General features: G+C 57.3%; 12 protein-coding genes and 1 pseudogene. 8 read left to right on the top strand and 5 right to left on the bottom strand.

The features are described 5' to 3' along the window. Nucleotides 1–260 precede the first annotated feature (260 nt). Entirely contained in the window at nucleotides 261–611 is a 351-nt protein-coding gene (locus CKW20_RS03220; protein WP_095051627.1) for a nucleotide pyrophosphohydrolase, read from the top strand. A gap of 15 nt (nucleotides 612–626) precedes the next feature. After that, entirely contained in the window at nucleotides 627–1,814 is a 1,188-nt protein-coding gene (locus tag CKW20_RS03215; RefSeq protein WP_095051626.1) for a DUF3883 domain-containing protein, read from the top strand. A gap of 217 nt (nucleotides 1,815–2,031) precedes the next feature. Here the strand turns inward: CKW20_RS03215 and CKW20_RS03210 are convergent. After that, nucleotides 2,032–2,196 (bottom strand): annotated as a pseudogene (locus CKW20_RS03210) (serine recombinase); the annotation flags it as partial. 131 nt (nucleotides 2,197–2,327) lie between these two features. Here CKW20_RS03210 and cas3f point away from each other — a divergent pair. The 6 genes from cas3f (at nucleotide 2,328) to CKW20_RS03180 (ending at nucleotide 10,899) form a co-directional block, all read left to right on the top strand. Continuing rightward, complete coding sequence (gene cas3f / locus CKW20_RS03205; protein WP_095052247.1) at nucleotides 2,328–5,735, top strand: type I-F CRISPR-associated helicase Cas3f; 3,408 nt, start codon at nucleotides 2,328–2,330, stop codon at nucleotides 5,733–5,735. Nucleotides 5,736–5,814: 79 nt separating this feature from the next. Then, nucleotides 5,815–7,182, top strand: coding sequence for a type I-F CRISPR-associated protein Csy1 (gene csy1, locus CKW20_RS03200; RefSeq protein ID WP_095051625.1), 1,368 nt, complete (start codon nucleotides 5,815–5,817; stop codon nucleotides 7,180–7,182). Next, nucleotides 7,172–8,152, top strand: a complete 981-nt coding sequence (csy2, locus tag CKW20_RS03195) for a type I-F CRISPR-associated protein Csy2 (RefSeq protein WP_095051624.1) — start codon at nucleotides 7,172–7,174, stop codon at nucleotides 8,150–8,152. Before csy1 ends, csy2 begins: the two co-directional genes overlap by 11 nt. Nucleotides 8,153–8,185: 33 nt before the next feature. After that, nucleotides 8,186–9,202 carry a type I-F CRISPR-associated protein Csy3 gene (gene csy3 / locus CKW20_RS03190; protein WP_095051623.1) on the top strand — a complete coding sequence of 339 codons (1,017 nt, stop codon included), beginning with the start codon at nucleotides 8,186–8,188 and terminating at the stop codon, nucleotides 9,200–9,202. A 3-nt stretch (nucleotides 9,203–9,205) separates the two neighbouring features. Continuing rightward, entirely contained in the window at nucleotides 9,206–9,769 is a 564-nt protein-coding gene (cas6f, locus tag CKW20_RS03185; RefSeq protein WP_095051622.1) for a type I-F CRISPR-associated endoribonuclease Cas6/Csy4, read from the top strand. A gap of 914 nt (nucleotides 9,770–10,683) precedes the next feature. Next, the gene (locus CKW20_RS03180) at nucleotides 10,684–10,899 is read left to right on the top strand and encodes a hypothetical protein (RefSeq protein ID WP_095051621.1); all 216 of its coding nucleotides are present in this window, start codon (nucleotides 10,684–10,686) and stop codon (nucleotides 10,897–10,899) included. A 187-nt stretch (nucleotides 10,900–11,086) separates the two neighbouring features. Here CKW20_RS03180 and CKW20_RS03175 read toward each other — a convergent pair whose 3' ends face one another. The 4 genes from CKW20_RS03175 to CKW20_RS03160 are packed head-to-tail and all read right to left on the bottom strand — an operon-like array spanning nucleotide 11,087 to nucleotide 19,689. Further along, complete coding sequence (locus tag CKW20_RS03175) at nucleotides 11,087–12,775, bottom strand: nuclease-related domain-containing DEAD/DEAH box helicase (protein WP_095051620.1); 1,689 nt, start codon at nucleotides 12,773–12,775, stop codon at nucleotides 11,087–11,089. Further along, complete coding sequence (drmB, locus tag CKW20_RS03170) at nucleotides 12,775–14,628, bottom strand: DUF1998 domain-containing protein (protein ID WP_095051619.1); 1,854 nt, start codon at nucleotides 14,626–14,628, stop codon at nucleotides 12,775–12,777. Before drmB ends, CKW20_RS03175 begins: the two co-directional genes overlap by 1 nt. Further along, a complete protein-coding gene (locus tag CKW20_RS03165) occupies nucleotides 14,618–17,809 on the bottom strand; it encodes a helicase-related protein (protein WP_095051618.1) in 3,192 nt (1,063 codons plus the stop codon). Before CKW20_RS03165 ends, drmB begins: the two co-directional genes overlap by 11 nt. Before the next feature lie 5 nt (nucleotides 17,810–17,814). Beyond that, a complete protein-coding gene (locus CKW20_RS03160; RefSeq protein ID WP_176466848.1) occupies nucleotides 17,815–19,689 on the bottom strand; it encodes a UvrD-helicase domain-containing protein in 1,875 nt (624 codons plus the stop codon). Nucleotides 19,690–19,706 lie beyond the last annotated feature (17 nt).

Below are 19,706 nucleotides of genomic sequence, written 5' to 3'. Positions count from 1 at the left end.
TCAGCTGCTAATAAGAACATTGTCGCGTCGGATGGGCGCGGAAGCTCTCTTGAAGACATGTGGCTAGCCCCACAGTTGACCCGTCAATGCTTGAGCTGAAATCATGGCTTTGAAGCGGCTGAGAATCCCGCGGGCTCAAACACCAATCTCCTCTCCCCCCAGGCTTTCCGATTTGACTCTGCGTCCCATGACATCGGCAACGTCCGGGGGTGCATATTTTTTAGTCTCGGGCATGAGCAGGTCCAAAACGGAGTTTGATAATGGATGTAGACAAGATTCAACAGCAGCTTCGAACCTTTGCAGGGGAGCGTGACTGGAACCAGTTTCACACCCCCAAAAACCTCGCGACCGCATTGTCCGTGGAGGCGGCGGAGTTGCTGGAGATCTTTCAGTGGCTGACCGATGAGCAGTCCCTGGCCATCAAGACTGATCACCAGCGCATGGATATGGTGTCGCAGGAAATTGCGGATGTGATGATGTACCTGTTGCGCTTGGCCGACGTGCTGTCGATTGATCTTCAACAAGCGGTCGATCAAAAAATGATAATCAACGCCGAAAAGTACCCCATCGAGAAAGCTCGAGGGAACGCCAGCAAATACACGGACTTGTAAGCGAGCTAAGACTGGATGAGCACCTTTTCATACATCACTGCAAAAATTGCCGCCGGTGAGGCGCGGAAAGCCAACGGCCCCGTCGAACACTGGTTAACCACCCTTGAAACGGGCTTCTGGGGGTTCGATGTTCAAAAGGCAGATGTTTGGCATCAACTGAAAGCTGGCGATGTCATGGTTTTTCAGGCAGTCGCCCCCAATCCTGCTTTTGTCAGCAAAGACCCGAATCGACCTAAAATCACCGGTTTTATTGGTGCCGGGATCGTCAGCGACATATCGGAGAAGAATGAACCCCGGTGGTTATCTGAAGTTGTCGAGAGCCGCGTGCATAAGCTCGATGCCCCCAAATTCTGGCCTCATCTCGTGCACTTCTCCGACGTGATCTGGTTTGGTGATATCGATAAGATCAATGCGTCCGACATCCAGCGATCCATTGAAGAAACCGACACGGCGCCGATCGAACTCTCTTCCCCCATTCGTGAGTTAGCCAGGAACATCCTGTCGGCTGAATCCATGCGTGAAGCCGGCTTCAGTTTTGGCGCTCAAGGTACCGGGGGCTACCTAACCGCGAACGCCGAACTGCTCAGTACGCTGATTGCATCGCGAGAGCAACATGCCACGTTTCGAACCTACGGCAGCTCAACTATCAATCTCGCCGCGGAAATACCGTTATTAGTCGACCCAGAAGCTTTCACCTGCGGCGGCGAAGTCTCCCCAAAGGCCAAGAAAAAACCCGCTGATGGAAAAACACCACCTTCAATCACTATCAATCGCCCAATTGACTATGTCCTGCAGGCAGCAAAAAACACGGCTTTAGGTGACCTGGGTGAGCGCATCATTCTCGCGCAGGAGAGAACCAGAGTGCACAAGGAGCTGGGACCTGACTATGCAGTGGTCCACGTCTCCCGTAATGAAGGTGACTCGGCTGGTTATGACATTCGTTCATGGCGAAAGGTAGTCGGCGTTATTTCCGAGTACTTCATTGAAGTCAAAACCACGTCAGGGAATGAAAATACGCCATTTTTCATCTCCGAAAACGAATTGAAATTCGCTGAAAAAAACTCGTCAAAATACGAACTGGTGCGTATTCACTCACTGAGTCAGGCGAAGAAACAGTATCTGGTGTATCGATGGCCTGGTCAGGAAATGCTGGATAAAACCAGAGTTCCAGTAGCCTATAGAGTGGATGTAAATGTTGAATAGCGAAGTCCCCACCGGACCTGGACATACAATTCAGCCTTCGCTGAATCGCCATCGGTTTAGCAAACACATCTAGACGTCTATGGGAACGCGATTTTCGTTCCGGTTCTGACCGTCAAACCTGCTTTAAAACGTTTTCACACAACCTGGGGCGATTTCGGTCAGTCGTGACAGGCAGGAATCAGCCAAGGACGGGTGGTCAGTCTTCGAAAGCCCGCCTCAGGCGCAGCAGCTCAGGCCTGTCTGCGGTCGCACCGCTGGCATTCTTCAAGTACACGCTGGCAACGGCCTTATCGTGATCGGCAGCGAACTGCTCGAGTGAATCGCGAGCACGACCGGCGTCTTGCTCTTCGCTTGATGCTTGGAGGTATGCACGGATGAACATGATGGGGCCTGTACCGAGGGGCAGTATCTTAGGTTTGAATTTGGGCCTGTAACCCATGCTGATTCCCATGCTGGACTATGATCTTCCACTGGATCAGCCCGCTGGGCCGAGCAATTGGGGACGCCCCTCGTTTGAACATCCTGTTGATTTGCCAGTGCAACAACCGAGCTCTGGTCGAAACCCAACGCATCCTCGATCAGTTCGCCGAACGCCGAAGTGAGCGCACTTGGCAAACACCCATCACCCAAGCGGGCCTGGACACCTTGCGCCTGCGGCTGAAAAAAAGCGCCCGACGGAACACCGCCGTGGCCTGCCACTGGATTCGCGAGCTCGACCACAGCGAGCTGTTATGGATTGTCGGGGACGCCAGCCGCTTCAACGAGCAAGGCGTGGTAGCGACCGATACAACCTGGCGCAATGTGCTGCGCAAAGACGACGAAAACGACTGGAGCACAGCCGAAGATATCCGAGTTTTAGCCCAGATGGCCGCCCTCCTGCATGATCTGGGCAAGGCCAGCGTGGCGTTCCAGACGCGCTTGCGCCAGCCCGCGGTGGAGAAAAATCTATACCGCCATGAATGGGTTTCCTTGCGCTTGTTTCTCGCCTTTGTCGGCCATGATGCCGACACGATTTGGCTACAGCGCCTTGCCGAGCCGAGCGAGCAAGACGATGCCACTTGGCTGGCCAATGATCGTTATCTGCGTGACGGCCTCGATACCCATGCAACGCCGCCCTTTCGCCAGCTACCGCCCTTGGCTGCCGCCATTGCCTGGCTGGTGGTGACTCACCATCGCTTACCAGTCCTACCCGTGCGAGACCTTGATGGTAATCAACGGCCGCTGGGCAAGCCCTCTAAGACATTCGATCCACAAAAACTCGGCACCCTGCTCGATGACGTCAGCCACGAGTGGAACGAGATCAAACGCTCGGCCACGCACGCCGAGATCGAACCCTACTGGCAACTTGCTGATACCTTGCCAGTCACACTGCCCAAATGGCGCTCCCAGGCCGCAAAAGTCGCGAAGCAATTGCTGACCTTGTGTAATAAGGCGGGCAAGGGCGATTGGTTATCCAACCCCTACGTCATGCATATTGCGCGGATGAGCCTGATGCTGGCCGACCACCATTACTCGGCCCTGCCGGCCATGTCCAAACAGCGTGTTCAGGGTGACCGTGGTTACCGGGTCTATGCCAATACCGACAACGACGGACGCCTCAAGCAAACACTGGACGAACACCTCCTCGGCGTGGCGCGCTTCACAGCCACCATCGTCCACGCCTTACCTGGTTTCGAGCGCCACTTGCCGCGCCTTGCGCGTCATCGTGGCCTACGCAAACGCAGCGACTCCGAACGTTTCCGTTGGCAGGACAAGGCCGCCGATGCCGCCGTCGGCCTCCGCTCCCCGGCACAGGAACAGGGTGCCTTTATCGTCAACATGGCCTCGACCGGCTGCGGCAAGACCCTGGCCAATGCCCGCATCATGTATGCCTTGGCCGATCCGCAACACGGCATGCGCTGCACCTTTGCCCTGGGCTTGCGTACCCTCACTCAGCAAACGGGCAATAGCTACCGTCAGGACCTGCACCTCAAGGAAGACGAACTGGCCGTACGAGTCGGCGGCGCTGCCAGCCGAACTTTATTCGAGTTCTTTCAGGCCCGGGCCGAAACCACCGGCTCTGCCTCGACACAACAGTTGATCGATGAGGACAGTCACGTCATCTATGAAGGGCAGATTGCCGATCATGGCCTGCTTGCCAAGGCAATGGACAACCCCGATATCCGCTCTCTGCTGGCCGCACCGATACTGGTCTGCACCATCGATCACCTGATACCCGCGACCGAAGCCCAACGCGCCGGGCGACAGATCGCGCCCATGCTGCGCCTGCTCAGTAGCGATCTGGTCCTGGATGAACTGGACGACTTCGATCTGGCTGACCTGCCCGCCCTGACCCGCCTTGTGCACTGGGCCGGTTTGCTCGGTACACGGGTGCTGCTGTCATCGGCGACCCTACCGCCCGCGCTGTTGGAGGGTATGTTCCAGGCGTATCGGGCCGGGCGCATGCACTATCAACGCAATCGCGGTGCCCCTGGCGAACGGAACGCTGCGCTCGAAATCGCCTGCCTGTGGGTTGATGAGTTCACGACGCAGGTGGCGACCTGCCAGGACGCACAGCGCTTTATCGATCAACACAACCAATTCGTCCAGGGGCGGGTAAAGTCCCTCGACAAGCAACCGGCACCCCGTCGTGGTGAACTGCTGCCCTTGAACATCATAGCCAAGGGCGACGAAGCCATTCGCCGCGAATTTGCGAATCAAGTCCATGCGGCCATGCTGACGGCGCACGCACGACACAGCGAAACTTGCCCTAGGAGTGGCAAGCGAATCAGTTTCGGCCTGGTGCGCATGGCCAATATCGAACCGTTGTTCGAGGTTGCCCAAGCTCTGTTCCAGTCCGGTGCCGACAGCGACCATCGCATCCACTTGTGCGTGTATCACTCGCGCTTCCCGCTGCTGATTCGCTCCGCCATCGAGGCCCAACTGGACCACGCCCTGAATCGCCACACAGCCGAGGCAGTGTATGAGCGGCCGGAGATTCGCCGGGCCATCGACGAACATCCTGAGGCCAACCATTTGTTCGTCGTGCTCGGCTCCCCGGTGACCGAAGTGGGTCGCGATCACGACTATGACTGGGCCATCGTCGAACCCTCATCCATGCGCTCGCTGATCCAACTGGCCGGTCGGGTGCAGCGGCATCGCAACCAAGACTGTCAGTCACCGAACATCTTTATCTTCGATACCAACCTGCGGCACTTCGAAAAACCACAGGATAGCCATCGCCAGCCAGCTGCAGCCTTCATCAAACCGGGCTTTGAAAACGCTACGGGTCAACTGAATGATCCGTTCCGGCTAACCAGCCACCGTCTTGGCAAGCTTCTGCAAGAACACGAGTACCAAACTCTGACCGCCCGCCCGCGTATTCAGCCGCGCCCGCAGCAGGACTGGCAGGCCAAGAACAGCCTGGTAGATCTGGAACATGCACGACTCGCCGCCGAAATGCTGCCCAAGGCACGCAAGGAGCCTCAGCCCGTGGCCCGAGGGATCGAGCCAGCAGACCTGCGACTGGACGCAGCCTGTGCCTGGCAATTTCCACAAGCTGCACTGACCTGGGTCTTGCCCCAGCAACAACCGTTTCGCGCCAACAGCGCGCAGGAAACCGAATTGGTGTTCCTGCCCGATGACGACGAAGAACAACTGGTGCTGCACCGCATTCATCAACAGGCCAAACGCGGCGTACCGGCCGTCTACACTCTTGCTCAGAGTTCGCTCACGCCCATCGACCTCGACAACCAGCTCGGCCCGCGCATCCAGCCTTGGGGCCAGCACGATTTAATGGAATTACTGGGTCAACAGGCCAAGGCACGAAATCTGTCATTGCGCACCTGCGCCGAAAAATTTACGACGGTCAGCGTATATGAGAGTGAGCAAGGTTGGCGATATCACCCGGTTTTGGGATTTGGTAAATACACACAACCATGAAGAAGAGTGATTGGGCCAACGGAAGTAACGGAGTTTGAAGACTTGGTATTCACCACGTCGTTTTTTACAGGTAAACCACATGGACGAGAAATCAGATCAAACACCCCGCGCCACCCTCTTCCACACCAGCATTGCTACCTTTATCAACAAGCGTAAAGAAGCCAAGCTCAAAGACACCGATGCCAATGCTGCACAAGCCGCCACGTATGACTATGGCACCTGGCTGGCCGATGCTGCGCGGCGGGTGACGCAGATTCAGGCAGTCACCCATGTACTCAAGGCCACCCACCCCGATGCCCGCGGCAGCAGCCTGCATATCCCCCCCGATTCACTGCCGCAACATGCAGAAATTGGCACCCATGCGCTAGGCAATCACTATGCCGACGACATTGTGGGCAATGCCGCCGCGCTCGATGTTTACAAGTTCCTCAGGCTGGAGGTGGACGGGCAACGCCTGCTCTATTGGTTGTTGGCAAATGATGCTGACCTGCTGGCAGCATTGGACAGGGACGAGGCCACCGCGCTTGAGTGGGCCGTAGCGTTCAAGGGTTTGATCCGCCCGACTGTCAGCCTCACCTCCCATGGCTTGGCCAAGCAGGTGTATTGGAGTGTCGCCGACGATCCGACGGACGATGCCAGCTTTCATCTGCTGCAACCTTTGTTCGCCAGCAGCCTGGCCCATGCCGTGCATCAGGACATCAATGCGGCGCGCTTTGGTGAGATCAACAAGCTTGCACGTCAGGCCAAACGCAAGGAGGAACCCCTCGACGGGGTGTATCAGGATTATCGCAATCTGGTCCTGCGCAAACTGGGCGGGACCAAACCGCAAAATATCAGCCAGCTCAATAGCGACCGTGGTGGAGTGAATTACCTGTTGGCGTCGCTGCCGCCGATCTGGAATCAGGACAAGCCGCGAAACCTTCTCTTGATCGATTCAGCCCTGGAGCGATTCCGCTACTTTGGTGGTGTGCAGGAACAACTCCAGGCGCTATGCACACTACTGGAAAACGACCCGGACGCGACCAAGAAAACCCGCGATCAGCGCAAGCGTATTGAACAAGAAATAGCCCGGCATCTGTCGGCCTTCGGCCTTGTCAGCCGCGAGCTGATGGAGCCCGGTTGGAGCCGCTGGGACGACTGCAAACTGCCGCCATGCGAACGGCTGTGGCTTGATCCTGGCCGGGTCGGGCTGCCCTTGCGTGAAGACCACCTCGAAGAGGACCAGGCCTTTGTCGCCGCGTTCGCCAGAAAAGACTGGCCCGAGCAAGTCGCCCATCGCTTCGGGAACTGGCTCAATGCCATTTTGCGGCAACGGCAATTGCCGGTCGGCGACATTGAGCAGGCGTATTGGGCCAGGCAAGCCATTATCGAGGCCGAATCGCCCATGCCGATCAAACGCTCGGCGACCTTGACGGACAGCGACCAGGAGCCCACCCATGGTCGATGAGTGCCCGTACTTCGAATACCTGTTGGTCATTCCTCATATCCAGGTGCAAAACGCCAATGCCCTGTCCAGCCCGTTGACTCATGGTTTTCCAGCGATGACAGCCTTTTTGGGGTTGATGTGGGCCCTGGAACGCAAGGTGCGCGACGCCGGGCTGGACCTGCAATTCAATGCCACCGCGGTGGTCGCTCATCGTCATGAGGAGCAAATCACCACGGGCGGATACGTCCAAGCCCTGCGCCTGACCCGCAATCCGATTGACCGCGATGGAGGTTCGGCGGCGATTGTCGAAGAAGGTCGTATTCACCTTGATATTAGCCTGATCTTTGCCGTGCAGAGTGCAGCCATGCGCGCCGATGACAGCTCCGCTGACACGATCGCCCATCAGGTCCGCGATATCCTCTCGCAGATGCGCATCGCCAGCGGCAGTGTGATCCCCTCCACGGTGCCATTTCACAAGCAACACCCTTTCATAGTGTCCATGATCGATGCAGCAGAACGGCAAGATCTGTTCAACCGTATCAAGCTGCGCCTATTGCCGGGCTCCGTACTGGTGGATCGCACCGACCTGCTGGAGCAACGGCATCAAGCGCAACAAGCCCGTGATCCTGAATCCTCAAAACTGGAGGCCTGGCTGTCGCTGTCGCGTATCAACTGGAACTGCGAACCCGGCGAGCCCGGACAGAAAGCCCGGTGGCACCACGACCGCAAGGGTCTCGGCTGGATCGTGCCCATCCCCGTGGGCTACGGCGCACTCGGTGAACTGCAAGACCCCGGCTCCGTCGCCCATGCCCGCGACGGGCAAACACCTTTTCGCTTCGTTGAAAGCCTCTACAGCATCGGCGAGTGGATCAGCCCGCATCGCCTGCACTGCGCCGAACAACTGCTGTGGTACGCCGACTCAAAATCCGACAAGGACCGCTATCGCTGCCGCAACGACTACCGTTCGACCCCGACTTACGACTTCGACTAACGCTCAGCCCATTACCCTAAAAGGTATTTGATCATGGCCAAAGATCCTCTCAAGACCGCCTCGGTTCTCGCCTTCGAACGCAAACTCGACCCCTCCGATGCCCTTTTCCATTCAGGCGACTGGCAATCACGCAACCACTGGGCACCTGTGGCAATCCGCGAAAAATCAGTGCGCGGGACCATTTCCAATCGCCAGAAAACCAAAGACCTGGACCCGGCCAACCTGGACGCAAAAATCGAGAACCCCAACCTGCAAACCGTTGACGTCGCCACCCTGCCCCACGACGCCGACACCCTGCGCGTCAGCTTCACCCTACGGGTGCTGGCAGGCACCGGCCAGCCCTCGGCATGCAACGACAGCGACTACCGGCAAAAGCTGCTGGAGACCGTAAAAAGCTACGTGGACAGCAATGGCTTTAATGAGTTGGCGCGACGCTATGCCCATAACTTGGCCAACGGCCGCTTCCTGTGGCGCAACCGCATCGGCGCCGAGCGGGTGCAGGTAGACGTTGCGCATATGGTCGATGGCAAGGCCGCGACACTATGGAGCTTTGATGGCCTGGCCTTGTCCCTGCGCAACTTTGATAGCTCGACTGAAAACGCAGGCGCCCTGAATGAGTTGACGCAACTGATCGCCAGCGGTCTAGCGGGTAGCCAGCATGTGCTTCTCGGTGTAACGGCCTATGTGCGCATGGGCGCCGGGCAGGAAGTCTTCCCATCCCAGGAACTGATTCTGGATCGGGGCGACAAAAGCAAGACCCTTTATCACGTCAACCAAACTGCGGGCCTGCACTCGCAAAAAATTGGCAATGCCATTCGCAGTATCGACACGTGGTATCAGGAGGCAGAGGTCAATGGCCCAATCGCCGTCGAACCCTACGGCTCGGTGACCACACAGGGCAAAGCCTATCGCCAGCCGCGCAACACCAAGGACGACTTCTACACCTTGCTCGACGGCTGGGTGCTCAAGAATAAAGTGCCTGAGCTGGGCCAACAGCACTTTGTGGTCGCGATACTGATTCGCGGCGGCGTGTTCGGCGAGGCGGGCTGAAGCATGGATCACTACATCGACCTCAAACTGCAGCCCGACCCGGAGTTCGCGGCCACGCAGTTGATGAGCGCACTGCTGTCCAAACTGCACCGGGGCTTGCATGACCTAAGGCGCGACGACGTAGGGATCAGCTTTCCCGACATCGAAACCGCACGCTATCACTTGGGCAGCCACTTACGCCTACACGGCAATAAAGAGGCACTGACCCACCTGCTGGCGCTGAACTGGCTGACCGGTATGCGTGACAATGTGCAACTCAGCGAACTGACCAGAGTGCCAGAACAGGTGCGCTACCGCCATGTCAGCCGTGTGCAGGTGGACAGCAATCCGGAACGCAGCCGCCGACGCCTGATCAAGCGCCACGGCATCAGCGAAACCGAAGCCCGTCAACGCATCCCCGACAGCGTCGGCAAACGCTGCAACCTACCCTTCGCCAACCTGCGCAGCATCGGCAGCGGCCAGGCCTTCCCACTGTTCATTCGTCATGGGCCAATACTGGAGACCGCGCAGGCAGGCACCTTCAACAGCTATGGCCTGAGCACAACCGCCACCGTTCCATGGTTTTGACCCTCTTTTTTCGACTAGAGATGACTCGTCGTAAAATCAAGCACTTACGAAGGGTCTCAAAAAAATGGCAAACGTACTGTTAGTAGACTATTTGTCTTTGTGGACAAGGAGTTATCAAGGATAAGGTCTGGTTCACTGCCGTGTAGGCAGCTCAGAAAGAGCTGACCGGGCTGGAGCGGGTCGGCCTGGTGTTCACTGCCGTGTAGGCAGCTCAGAAAGAGATTTGGAGCGTGCTGTTCTTCGGCGTCGTGTTCACTGCCGTGTAGGCAGCTCAGAAAACATGTGGCGCCACTGCGCACAAGAAAGACGTGCTCACTGCCGTATAGGCAGCTCAGAAAATCCAGATTTCAAAGCGAGCGAAATCGAACAGGTTCACTGCCGTGTAGGCAGCTCAGAAACTGAGTATTGCGGGAGTATCGACCTTCGCAACGTTCACTGCCGTATAGGCAGCTCAGAAAGCCGAGTACGTGCGGGTGCGCTAGCCACGGTTATGTTCGTTAGTCGGCGACTCATATCCTTTGGTCGTGGGTCGAATGTTGCTGTGCCCCGCCACACGACCTCACCTTTCAACGAACGTCAAAATCCGCACAGCTCCGCAGCACTGACTATCTGGAACACATTAGTGCTGGACAACATGGTTTACGGTCAAAACCATAGCTCGCGCTTGTACATCAGTACTTAAAAACGCCCGTATCTTATGAATACTTCTGCTCCCTTCACCGCTCCACTATTTTCAAGGCCCCCAGCGGTATTGAAGTAGCGTCTGATGAATCTGATAAATCTGATGACAGTTTTGGATCGAAAGTAGCCGGTGACAGCTTCACCACTGACCATGCTTCAATCAACCTATTGCAGGTTCCAATTGGGGGCGCTGTCGCTGCTATGCTTGGGCTTTCTCGAAAGGAATCGACACCATGCCAAGCGATTATTCACTGTCGGATGTACTGGAAAGGTTGTTCGAAAACCAGCAGGCCCTGGAGGCGGCCATTATGGAGTTGACCCTGCTGATCGAGGAGCAAGGGGCACAGGATGTGGGTGGAAATGTCCGTGGCGCACTGTGGACCATGGATGAAAACGCCGGTCATATCAAACAAGGACTGGCTCGATTGAAGAAATTGGACATCGGTTAACCGACTGCACACCAAGGGCCCATCGACCAGTTGAATCCACAGCCAAAAGCGGACACTCCAATACGTCTATAGGATCTAGGGTCCATCACATGGCGCCTCCTGGTGGGCTTCGTTATGGGGCCCGGAAGTCTCAAGGGAAGCGGAGCCTATTCTGTGTTGTTACATCCGAAAGCCAATCGGGAACACGTCAACCGTTTCGACTTTCCGCTTCTGAAAGCCACCGTGCGTCATCTTCGGAACACACAACGCACAAATAGGCCCGCGCTCTCGAGAACGCGACATAGGCCAGTTCGCGACGCTCCATTTCGTCGCCGCTGACGATGAGAATTATTGCCGGCCGCTCCAGCCCTTTGAACCGCCGTACGGTATCTACGACTACGTCTTCAAGCACCATTGTTTCGGCGTCTGTAAGCGGATTATTTGTCCCGCTGCTTTTTTCGAGAAAGCTTGTCCGGGCGGCGGGCCCGTTGACAAGGACTGCTATGTCACCGGGTGCAACTTCCTCGTTATTTACAAGCCGTCGAAGCTCCCTGTAAGCAGCTTCAACTTTCGCCCCAGGATTATCAGCGTTGATCCAAAAAACCTCGAGACCGTCGGGCCCATCGGCAATTATCTCGAGGCCCGAATAATGCACCGAAGCGGCCTTATGGATGTTCTTTGTGTTGCGGAGATTTCGGGAAAGCCGAACGGGAACTACGCTCAGATCATGAACGCCATTCCCGACGCTGTCGTAAACCCTCTGATTGCTATCCATGAAAACACGGAGGTGACCATTGCTGTTTAGGCAGGCATCGATCCCGATCCACCATTCGGCACGGAAGTCCTGGCCTTCATCGACAATGATCGTGTCCCACTTAAGCGCAGGCTTGATTTCCATCGCACTATAGAGGGCATCAGGCAGCACGTTCTCATAGAGCTCCCTTTCGCTGATGCCGGTAGGTGTCTGGACACCCGCCTGACTTGCCATGCGCCCGCACAGCATGTGAAAGCTGGCGACCGTTAGGTTCTCTACGGCTTTCAGTCTTCGCTCAAGGTCAATTCCCAACGGGCGACTGTAACAAGTCAGGAGTGTCTTCTTGCCAGTAGCGGCGGACCGCAGTGCTTCCTCGATCGCCACCACAGTTTTGCCTGTGCCTGCACCACCCTGAATCAGTGCCCGCGGGATATCGGCGATGACATCGAGGATATGGTACTGGGAGGGCTCAAGGACGCGGAATTCTCCTTCAGCTTCCGCTAGTGCAGCACCGATCCGGAAGCTCAGGGTGAAGGGATGTGCCAGCAGTCTCTCCAGCGCTGCTATACCGTCGCGACCAAGAGACTCACAGTTATCAGGTCGTTGCCCTTCCTTCAGCCGATCTGTGACCCACTTATGCAGACCGCTCTGAAACTGATTTGAACAACAGAAAATGTAGGCCGGGCGATCAGCCCCGAGATTGCCACGAGGCGATGCAGCGCTAGGGAATATAACCCCATGAACGGCATGTATGACACGCTTTGGCCCCCTGAATGATTCGTTGAGCCGTCTTAGAATTTCATGTTTTGCACTACGCGCCTGCGCCACCGGGTCCTTAATCTTGTGGACGAAGCCTCCGTGATCTGTACTGCGCCACTGAGCATCCGTCGGTTCGAACGAAATTTCCCTCCCCCCTTTGACCTCAATCGCGAGGATGCCGTGGCGGGAATGTGCGATCAGGAAGTCGCATTCGCCGTCTTTTTCGTTTCCCAACCTGTCGATGCCAAGCCATGGGCTTGAGTAAAAGACATGAAAGGTATCGTCGAGAACCTCGGCGAGGCGGTTGTACACGTGAACCTCCGCCCGCCGCCTCGGATCATCCAGTACCGAACGGGGCAATTTCCTTGGCCAGAGCACAGCCATCAGCCTCTCCTAAGCATGTTTTGGAAGTATCCAAGTCCCGAATCCGTCCCGTCACCGATCAAGAGGGCGCGGTCAAGGAAGCTGTTGAAAGCTTCGCATGATGTCTCCGGAGCAAGACAGCACGCGTGGCACACAGAGTGCGAGTAGCTGTTGATCGCTCCCATCATGTCCGTAATGCAGAGTGGGTCGGATGAGCACCACTCGATCGCGTCGATCGCACGCTGCAGAATGCCCTCGATGCGCCCTGCTTTTCCCTGCCGCTCAAGACCGCCAAGAGTTCCGTCCGAGTCTGGAGTCGCGGTATAGATCAGAAGCCCGGCCATCTGCTCATCGCCACTCCCGGCATAAATCCTCTCCTGCAGCGATGCGGAGGAGTAGCCGCACTCCAGAGTCAGTTGGCGCATAAGAGCATGCGCGAGGGTGTGGCAGAGCATGTATCGCGGGGTTATTTCCTGAGGCGGTTTTGCGTCGTCTCCGTACCGATCCTTCCAATTCGCTTGGTGATGAGTCTCGCACTCGGAGACGCGAGCCATTACATCCGGTCGATTCTCCCAATCGGACAGCCGCTCCTCATTCAGAGCAAGGAAGATGCCTTCACCACGCACCTCAATCGCCGGTAGCCATTCAAGCGGAACCTTGGAGAGCCGTGCCACCTCGGGCGAGTCCGGATCGCCTGGCGGATTGAGCCGGGTGAACCCTTTGATGGCACGAACCTCTCGGAGGCGCACAGCCCGTACCACTCTGGAGATCCATGGATCTATCTCTGGAGAAATGGCTTCTCTGCGGGTTTCAAAATCAGGGGTCCGACTGCGGCCGGGGTCGGCGAAGAACTGCCGATACTCTGCGGGACGGAGGTCGTCGGTTTGCAACTGTCCATACGAAGTGAGGCGCATCCGGATCGCCTTTGCCAGCTCCGCGGACGACATCTTCAGTTCCCGCAAAATGCTCTCTAGATCACCCTTGGCAAGGAAGTCGATATACTCCTCAAGCTTCGATGGGTCGTCGAGATTCGTGAGGGAACTCCACCAATCGCCCAGAACTTCCTGGAGACGGTCTGACCAAGGCGGGATGCTGAGGGCTGACTCTGTCACAGCAAAGTACAAGTTGGACGCACCTCGCTGGACGGCATACTGCTCCCTGCCGCATGTTTCGTCGCCGTCGCTCAGCCATGGTCGATGCCCGCGACACTTCGGACCTCGCTCCCAGGTTTGTTTCGAGAAAACGCCGTCCATCGACCGACGCGCGCCACACTTTGGACAACTGAGGATGAGACCGGCAAGTCCAGGGTTTTCCGCTCGAATAATCAGACCGGGATGGCGATCCGGATTATCACGCTTCGATGTCGAGCACTCCGGCTTGTGCCCCACCCACCAGTCCCAAGGAAACTCGTCTAAGTGACCATGCTTGCAAGCCATGACGAAGCGAACCGGGATGACGAAGACCTTGCTGCGTCCAGGAGACTTTTCGGTGCAGGTCGGACAGTAGCGATAGGCCTCGCCTGGATCGTTTGCCCATCGGCGCTCCGGCTTGATGAAATCGCAGCGTGGGCATTGCAGCCATTTCGGAAAACGCACGGCGACGAGACGCCGGGTATCTGATTCGTCATCTTTTCTCCGCTCAAGCGTGACAGGGGGAGTCCTGAAACCTTTAACACCAAGCTTCTTCTGCAGGCGTGGCTCGCGGATCACCTGCGGGTGGGCCAGGCCAGCAGGTGGAAAGGAGCGGTCCCATTCCTCCAGCCCAGCTGCTATGCCCGAAACAGCTCCTCCACCAGCCCTGAAGTCCACAACCGAGCCTGGGCCGAATGTTGAAACAACTGCGCTGCGTCGCAGTTCCTGAAGTTCATTCTTCATGCGTGTCATCCTTTGCCCTGAGGAAAGGGGCCATCCTGAAAGGGGTTCCAGCTTCGACGGTCCGCATGGAATTGAGGGTTGGCCAAGCAGCTCCCGTTTCGCGGTTGGCCGCCCGGCGAGCCGCGGCACGTTCTGCACTCTGGAGAAGGGATCTCCCCCCCTTGTAGTCGCTCCAGTAGACCGATGGGGATCTTGTTCTCCATGTGTCAAGACGGCGCTCAAGCTCTTCCCTAACGTCCGTCTCCTCGGGATCGACCCGCTTCGCGCGCTCGACGATCAGGTCGATGAGATCCATAGCCTCGTCCTCTGCATCATCATCCATTCGTGGGGAGTCGAGCATGTCGCCAACAAGATGACGTACAGCAGCCACTAGCGCTGCATGCAGTGCCCTGTCACGAGCCCGTGAGGCGAATGGGGTGACGCTCGTTGCCTCCACATCCCTGTAGAGTGTGCGATGCCAGCTACAGAACGTCTCGAAATGTGAACGGTCCCGTGCCTTGGCATTATTGAGCACAGAGACCACAAGCCCGCTCACCTCCCCCCGACCGACGCGGCTGGTGGACTGGATGTATTCGGCAATGGTCTTGGGCTGCCCGTTGACCAGCATCAGTCCTAGCCGGGAGATGTCCACGCCGACACTGACCATATTCGTCGCTAGCACCGCATCGACTGCGCCAGGAAGCCCAACTTTAATGTTTAGGACGTCTAGCATCCCGCGGATTTCTTCCTGCGTTCTTCTGGAAGTCAGCTCCTCAACGTTGCTGAGGGGTCTTTTCTCTTCGTGGCGTGCGTTAGCGTAGAGCGCGATACTGTCAGTAACGTCGTCCTGCATGAGGACAAGCGCGCCACCTAGTTCACGAATCGAGTTGAAGTACCCGACGAGCGTCCAGTAAGCATCTCGGCGAACATCATCGCTGAACGCCGCGAAAGCAGTTTGCAAAAGGGAGCCTGCGACGGCCTGCAGGGTGAACTTTGCCGATCGACCGGCCGTGGTGATACCGAGATAGCGTCTTCCCACCGCTTTTGGCCGTCGATCACGAACTGCAAAGCCGGAGTCGTCATGATCGATTGCTGGCGGCGGGAACTGGAATGCTTCACGATCGAACAGTGCCAGCACTTGCTCTGAAGCTCTACGGATTGTTGCTGTAGAGCCGATGATCTTTGCGCGATATCCGCGCGCAGCGAACATCAGGTCGAATGCCGTCTCATACAATCCAGCGATCGTCCCGAGGGGACCTGAGATAAGATGCAGCTCGTCCTGGATGATGAGATCAGGTGGAGATCCGTCTGAAATACCAAACAGTCTATTGGTTCTCTTCTCGCGGACGATCTGTGCGAACTTGTCGGCAGTTCCGATCAACAACGTTGGTCGGTTGTCGTAGACATCATCGTCTACTGTAAAGACGGGCAAAATCCCGCATATCTTGCACGAACTATTCGTGCATTCGACGTCAACCGGTGAGGTTGCGCTCGCCATTGACCATTGCAGCTTCTCGCCACATGCGGGGCAACTAGTTAGCTGCTTCGGCGATGCCCCCTCCGATGCCCCTCGAAGAGAAGCAAATGCATCTGCACGCTTGTTGGGAGTTGCGTCTCCGCCGACCCAAAGACCAATCGAGAATGGCGCGTCACCTTGAAGCAGCAAGCCATCAGGAGACGCCGTCCGGCCAGAACGTATCGCCTCTAATGCCAAGATCATGGCCGCCGACCGTGCGAACTGCTGCGTCGTCAGCAGTCGTAGCGTGTAGCGCATGAGGGCGCAGACACCACCGTGGTCATTCGGATCATCGGAGAGCCGACGATATACAGCGATGCATGCAATCAGTGCGAGGTAGGCCTCGGTCTTGCCTCCCCCCGTGGGGAACCAAAGTAGATCCATGATTCCTCGATGCTTGTGTTCGCGGATAACCGAGGACGGTGCACTCAGGAGAAGAAACCCCAGCTGAAAAGGACGCCAGCGCAGAGGACCGTGTCGGCTCTTGGAACTGTCCCACGAGTGCTGCAAGTGCATAGCGAGATTCGCCAGCTGAAATGCTCTCCGAAGCCGAGGATTAGCGTCGAGTTCGAGAACAGAGGCCGAGATGCGCTCAAGCGCCTCCTCACATCGGGCAAGATGTGCCTCAGCAACGTACTTCAGCTCGGAGCTCACCTCCATCACATTAACGAGTCGCTCGCGCTGCACTCGTATCCAGCGCTCGTAGGTATCACAGAAGAGTTGCAGTCCCTGCTGGAGGGTCGTTATGTCGGCGGAAGCCAGAGACTCGACCGAAAGCGGATCGAAGGCTCCGCGCTCCTTTCCAAGCTCCGAGAAGAAGGCATGACCATTCGGATCGACGCTCTCGACAATAGCTGAGGGGAGCCAGGTCGTTCCCACCCATAGTGCACTGGGTCGAACACCGGCTGCATGGTCGTCAGGCTCCCATTCGGCCGAGCAGACGTGCCCGACAGCGAACTCCACCACGTTCCTGTACAGCAGTGCCCCGCTTTCCTCGTCGCTGACTGAGCCGGTCCCACCGCCTCCTGCTTGAGGCAGCGAGATGACACGCCTAGGAGGCTTCGGTACCAAAAGAGTGCCCTCACAGGGCTCAATGCGAAGCTCCGTCTGGAAGAGCGATGCGGCTTCGATCTCGTTTCGGCCCTGCTCTGGCACAACCGAATTCACGAGCGTCAGAGTAGCTAAGACGACGTCCCCTGCATTGATGGATCGAACACTAAGCAAGACGTCGGGTAGCCCCTCGCTGAGCGCTGCAAGCGCAATCACGCGCGTTGAGCCGACCGATAGATCGAGACTTGGAATATCGACACTATGAGGCTGTCGAACCCAAATATCGACGTCGTTGAGCTTTTCAATCCGGTACGTGGCGAAGCTACAGATGACTCGCACTCGTGGTGTGCCGCTGGAAGCAACGCTGAACGATATGCCTGCCACGGACGGCTTCTGGAGCGACCCAGTTCTGACTACCTCGGCCTCACCGTCGCTCTCCTCGCCCGAACCGGCCCCCGCAGATCCAAGTCGCTCATCATCTTCCCCGAACATTGCCGTGCGCTGGGGCCAGAGGATGCCAGTGAGATAGACGTCGGATGGACGTGTCGTTAGTTTTTCACCCTCTGTACGTGGCCCGACCAAGTCCTCAGCAAGCCTGCTGGCAACGATATCTCTGTCCTGCGATTTGTCCTTCATGGTCGCTACCTCCGGCCATGAAAGTAGAAGGGGGGAAACGCCGCAATTCTCGGTGCGAGGACGAAACCGGAGAAGGCCCAAGGCTCATGCAGGGTCTCGAGGTCACTGTCGTCGGGGCCCAGAACGATCGTTGCACAGCCCTGACCTCTCACATGGTTCACGTGGCTCGGCGGCTTGTGGCTTTGCTTCTGGTTTCTGTTCGCAAGTATCTCCCAGAGGTCGTACGTAAGGTTGCGCGACAGTGCACCAACACAGAGACCGTCGCTACCGGTATGGATCCTGTAACGCCAATCTAGATCGGGATCGGCTTCCAGCTTGTAGGTGGTGACAACATCGGCGACCTTGGTCAGAAAGGCTTGGCCTGCCGAGGCATCGGCTGCGCTGCACTCGCTACAACCGACAAGACCACGCGACGTTATATCGCCTTCACGGCCAATCTCGACCATCACCGACTGGCCGTTTCTCGTCGAGCGATGACCCCGTCCCGATCGCAAGGTTGACGCTCTGAGGGCGCTACACTCTCCAACAATGAGGGATGTGCGCGCGCGCGTGGCTCCGACAAAAAGCACGCGGGCCTCTTCGGCCTCATCTTCAATGCACTCGAATTCCGCACCATTCGGCAGTAGCAGAACGACGTTGCTCGCCTCTCGTCCCTTGCTCGCGTGAATCGTCCCTACGATCGGTCCGTGAAGGCCGTACTCAGGGAGAGTCAGCTCGACCGGGGGCCGGGGCTGGCCCAGCCGCCGCCTCAGTTTCTGTATGTCGATGGACCCATCCTGGCGCCCTGCAATGCGCATGAGATGCCGCCAAGCTTCGGCAGGCCCATACTGAGGCGCAGCCTTGCCCTCGATGCGCGAGGCCCAGAGATCGAGAAAATGCCGCTCTGCGAGGAATGGCTCAACGAAATCAAAAAAGCAGATCGCCAGCCATGCCGGCAAGGTTCCGCCATACCCTGATAGTCGCAGCCGATGGGGAAGCTCACAGAACTGCGACGCCATGAGCACTTCAGCACGAGTTCTGAATAGCAGAAGATCGTCGCTGGTGAAATCGGCGACCTTCATATCGATCCACTTTAGCCCGCTCTTGTCGGCCAGCTCTCGGATTCTTTCCGCTGTCTCGGCATGCAATCCATCGCGATGTTTTTGTTTGTCGAGGACATCCTGGCGCAATTCCGAGAAGATCTTCCGAAGTCCGGGAGAGGACGTACGATAAATCTTCTGCAGGACCAGCGTAGTGAAACCCAGAGCTTTCTCGGCCCGCAAACGGCCGAGCAAGGGCTGACCGGGCTCGGAGCCCCCCCCTTTACGACGCCCTATGCTGTTGTCAGAGAAGCCATAGATTGCTTGGGCCTCGTCGGAGAAAACCGTGACACCACAGTCCGAAGGCAACCGCGCCAGTAGAGCCTCGATCAGGTCCGCTCGCCGCCCAACGAGGTCTTGTGCCTCGTCAATCACGACGTGCTCTATCTGTGACAGCTCGTCTGCCACATCTAGGTCAGTCTTCAACAGCTCGATGACTCGGTCTATGTTTTCTTCATAGGATCCAGTCAGCCTGGCATTCGGGTCATGCCCGGAATGGATGGACCACGCATGCGAGTCGATGGTAGCAATTCTGATAGCAAAGGATGCATCGCCCACGTAAGAGTGCAGTCGTGCACGAATCTCCGCTACTGCGGTCCTCGTGAAGCTGATCATCCAAGTGTTGCTGGACTCAAGATCTTCTTGAGTAATCAAATAGGCGAGGCGCGCGCAAGCGACAGCTGTCTTTCCGGTTCCGGGGCCCGCCTCGACGAAAAGCCGGGCATCCGTATCCGCCTCAATCACCCGGAGCTGATCTGCATCCCAGCCCAATTCCATAAGAGTATTTTCAGCAATATTCATGGCCAAAGAGTTCCTTA

Origin of the sequence: Pseudomonas sp. Irchel s3b2, from assembly GCF_900187445.1 — a bacterium.
Classification (GTDB): Bacteria; Pseudomonadota; Gammaproteobacteria; order Pseudomonadales; family Pseudomonadaceae; genus Aquipseudomonas.
Note: the sequence above shows the minus strand (reverse complement) of the source record. Positions and strands in the feature narration are given on the sequence as shown.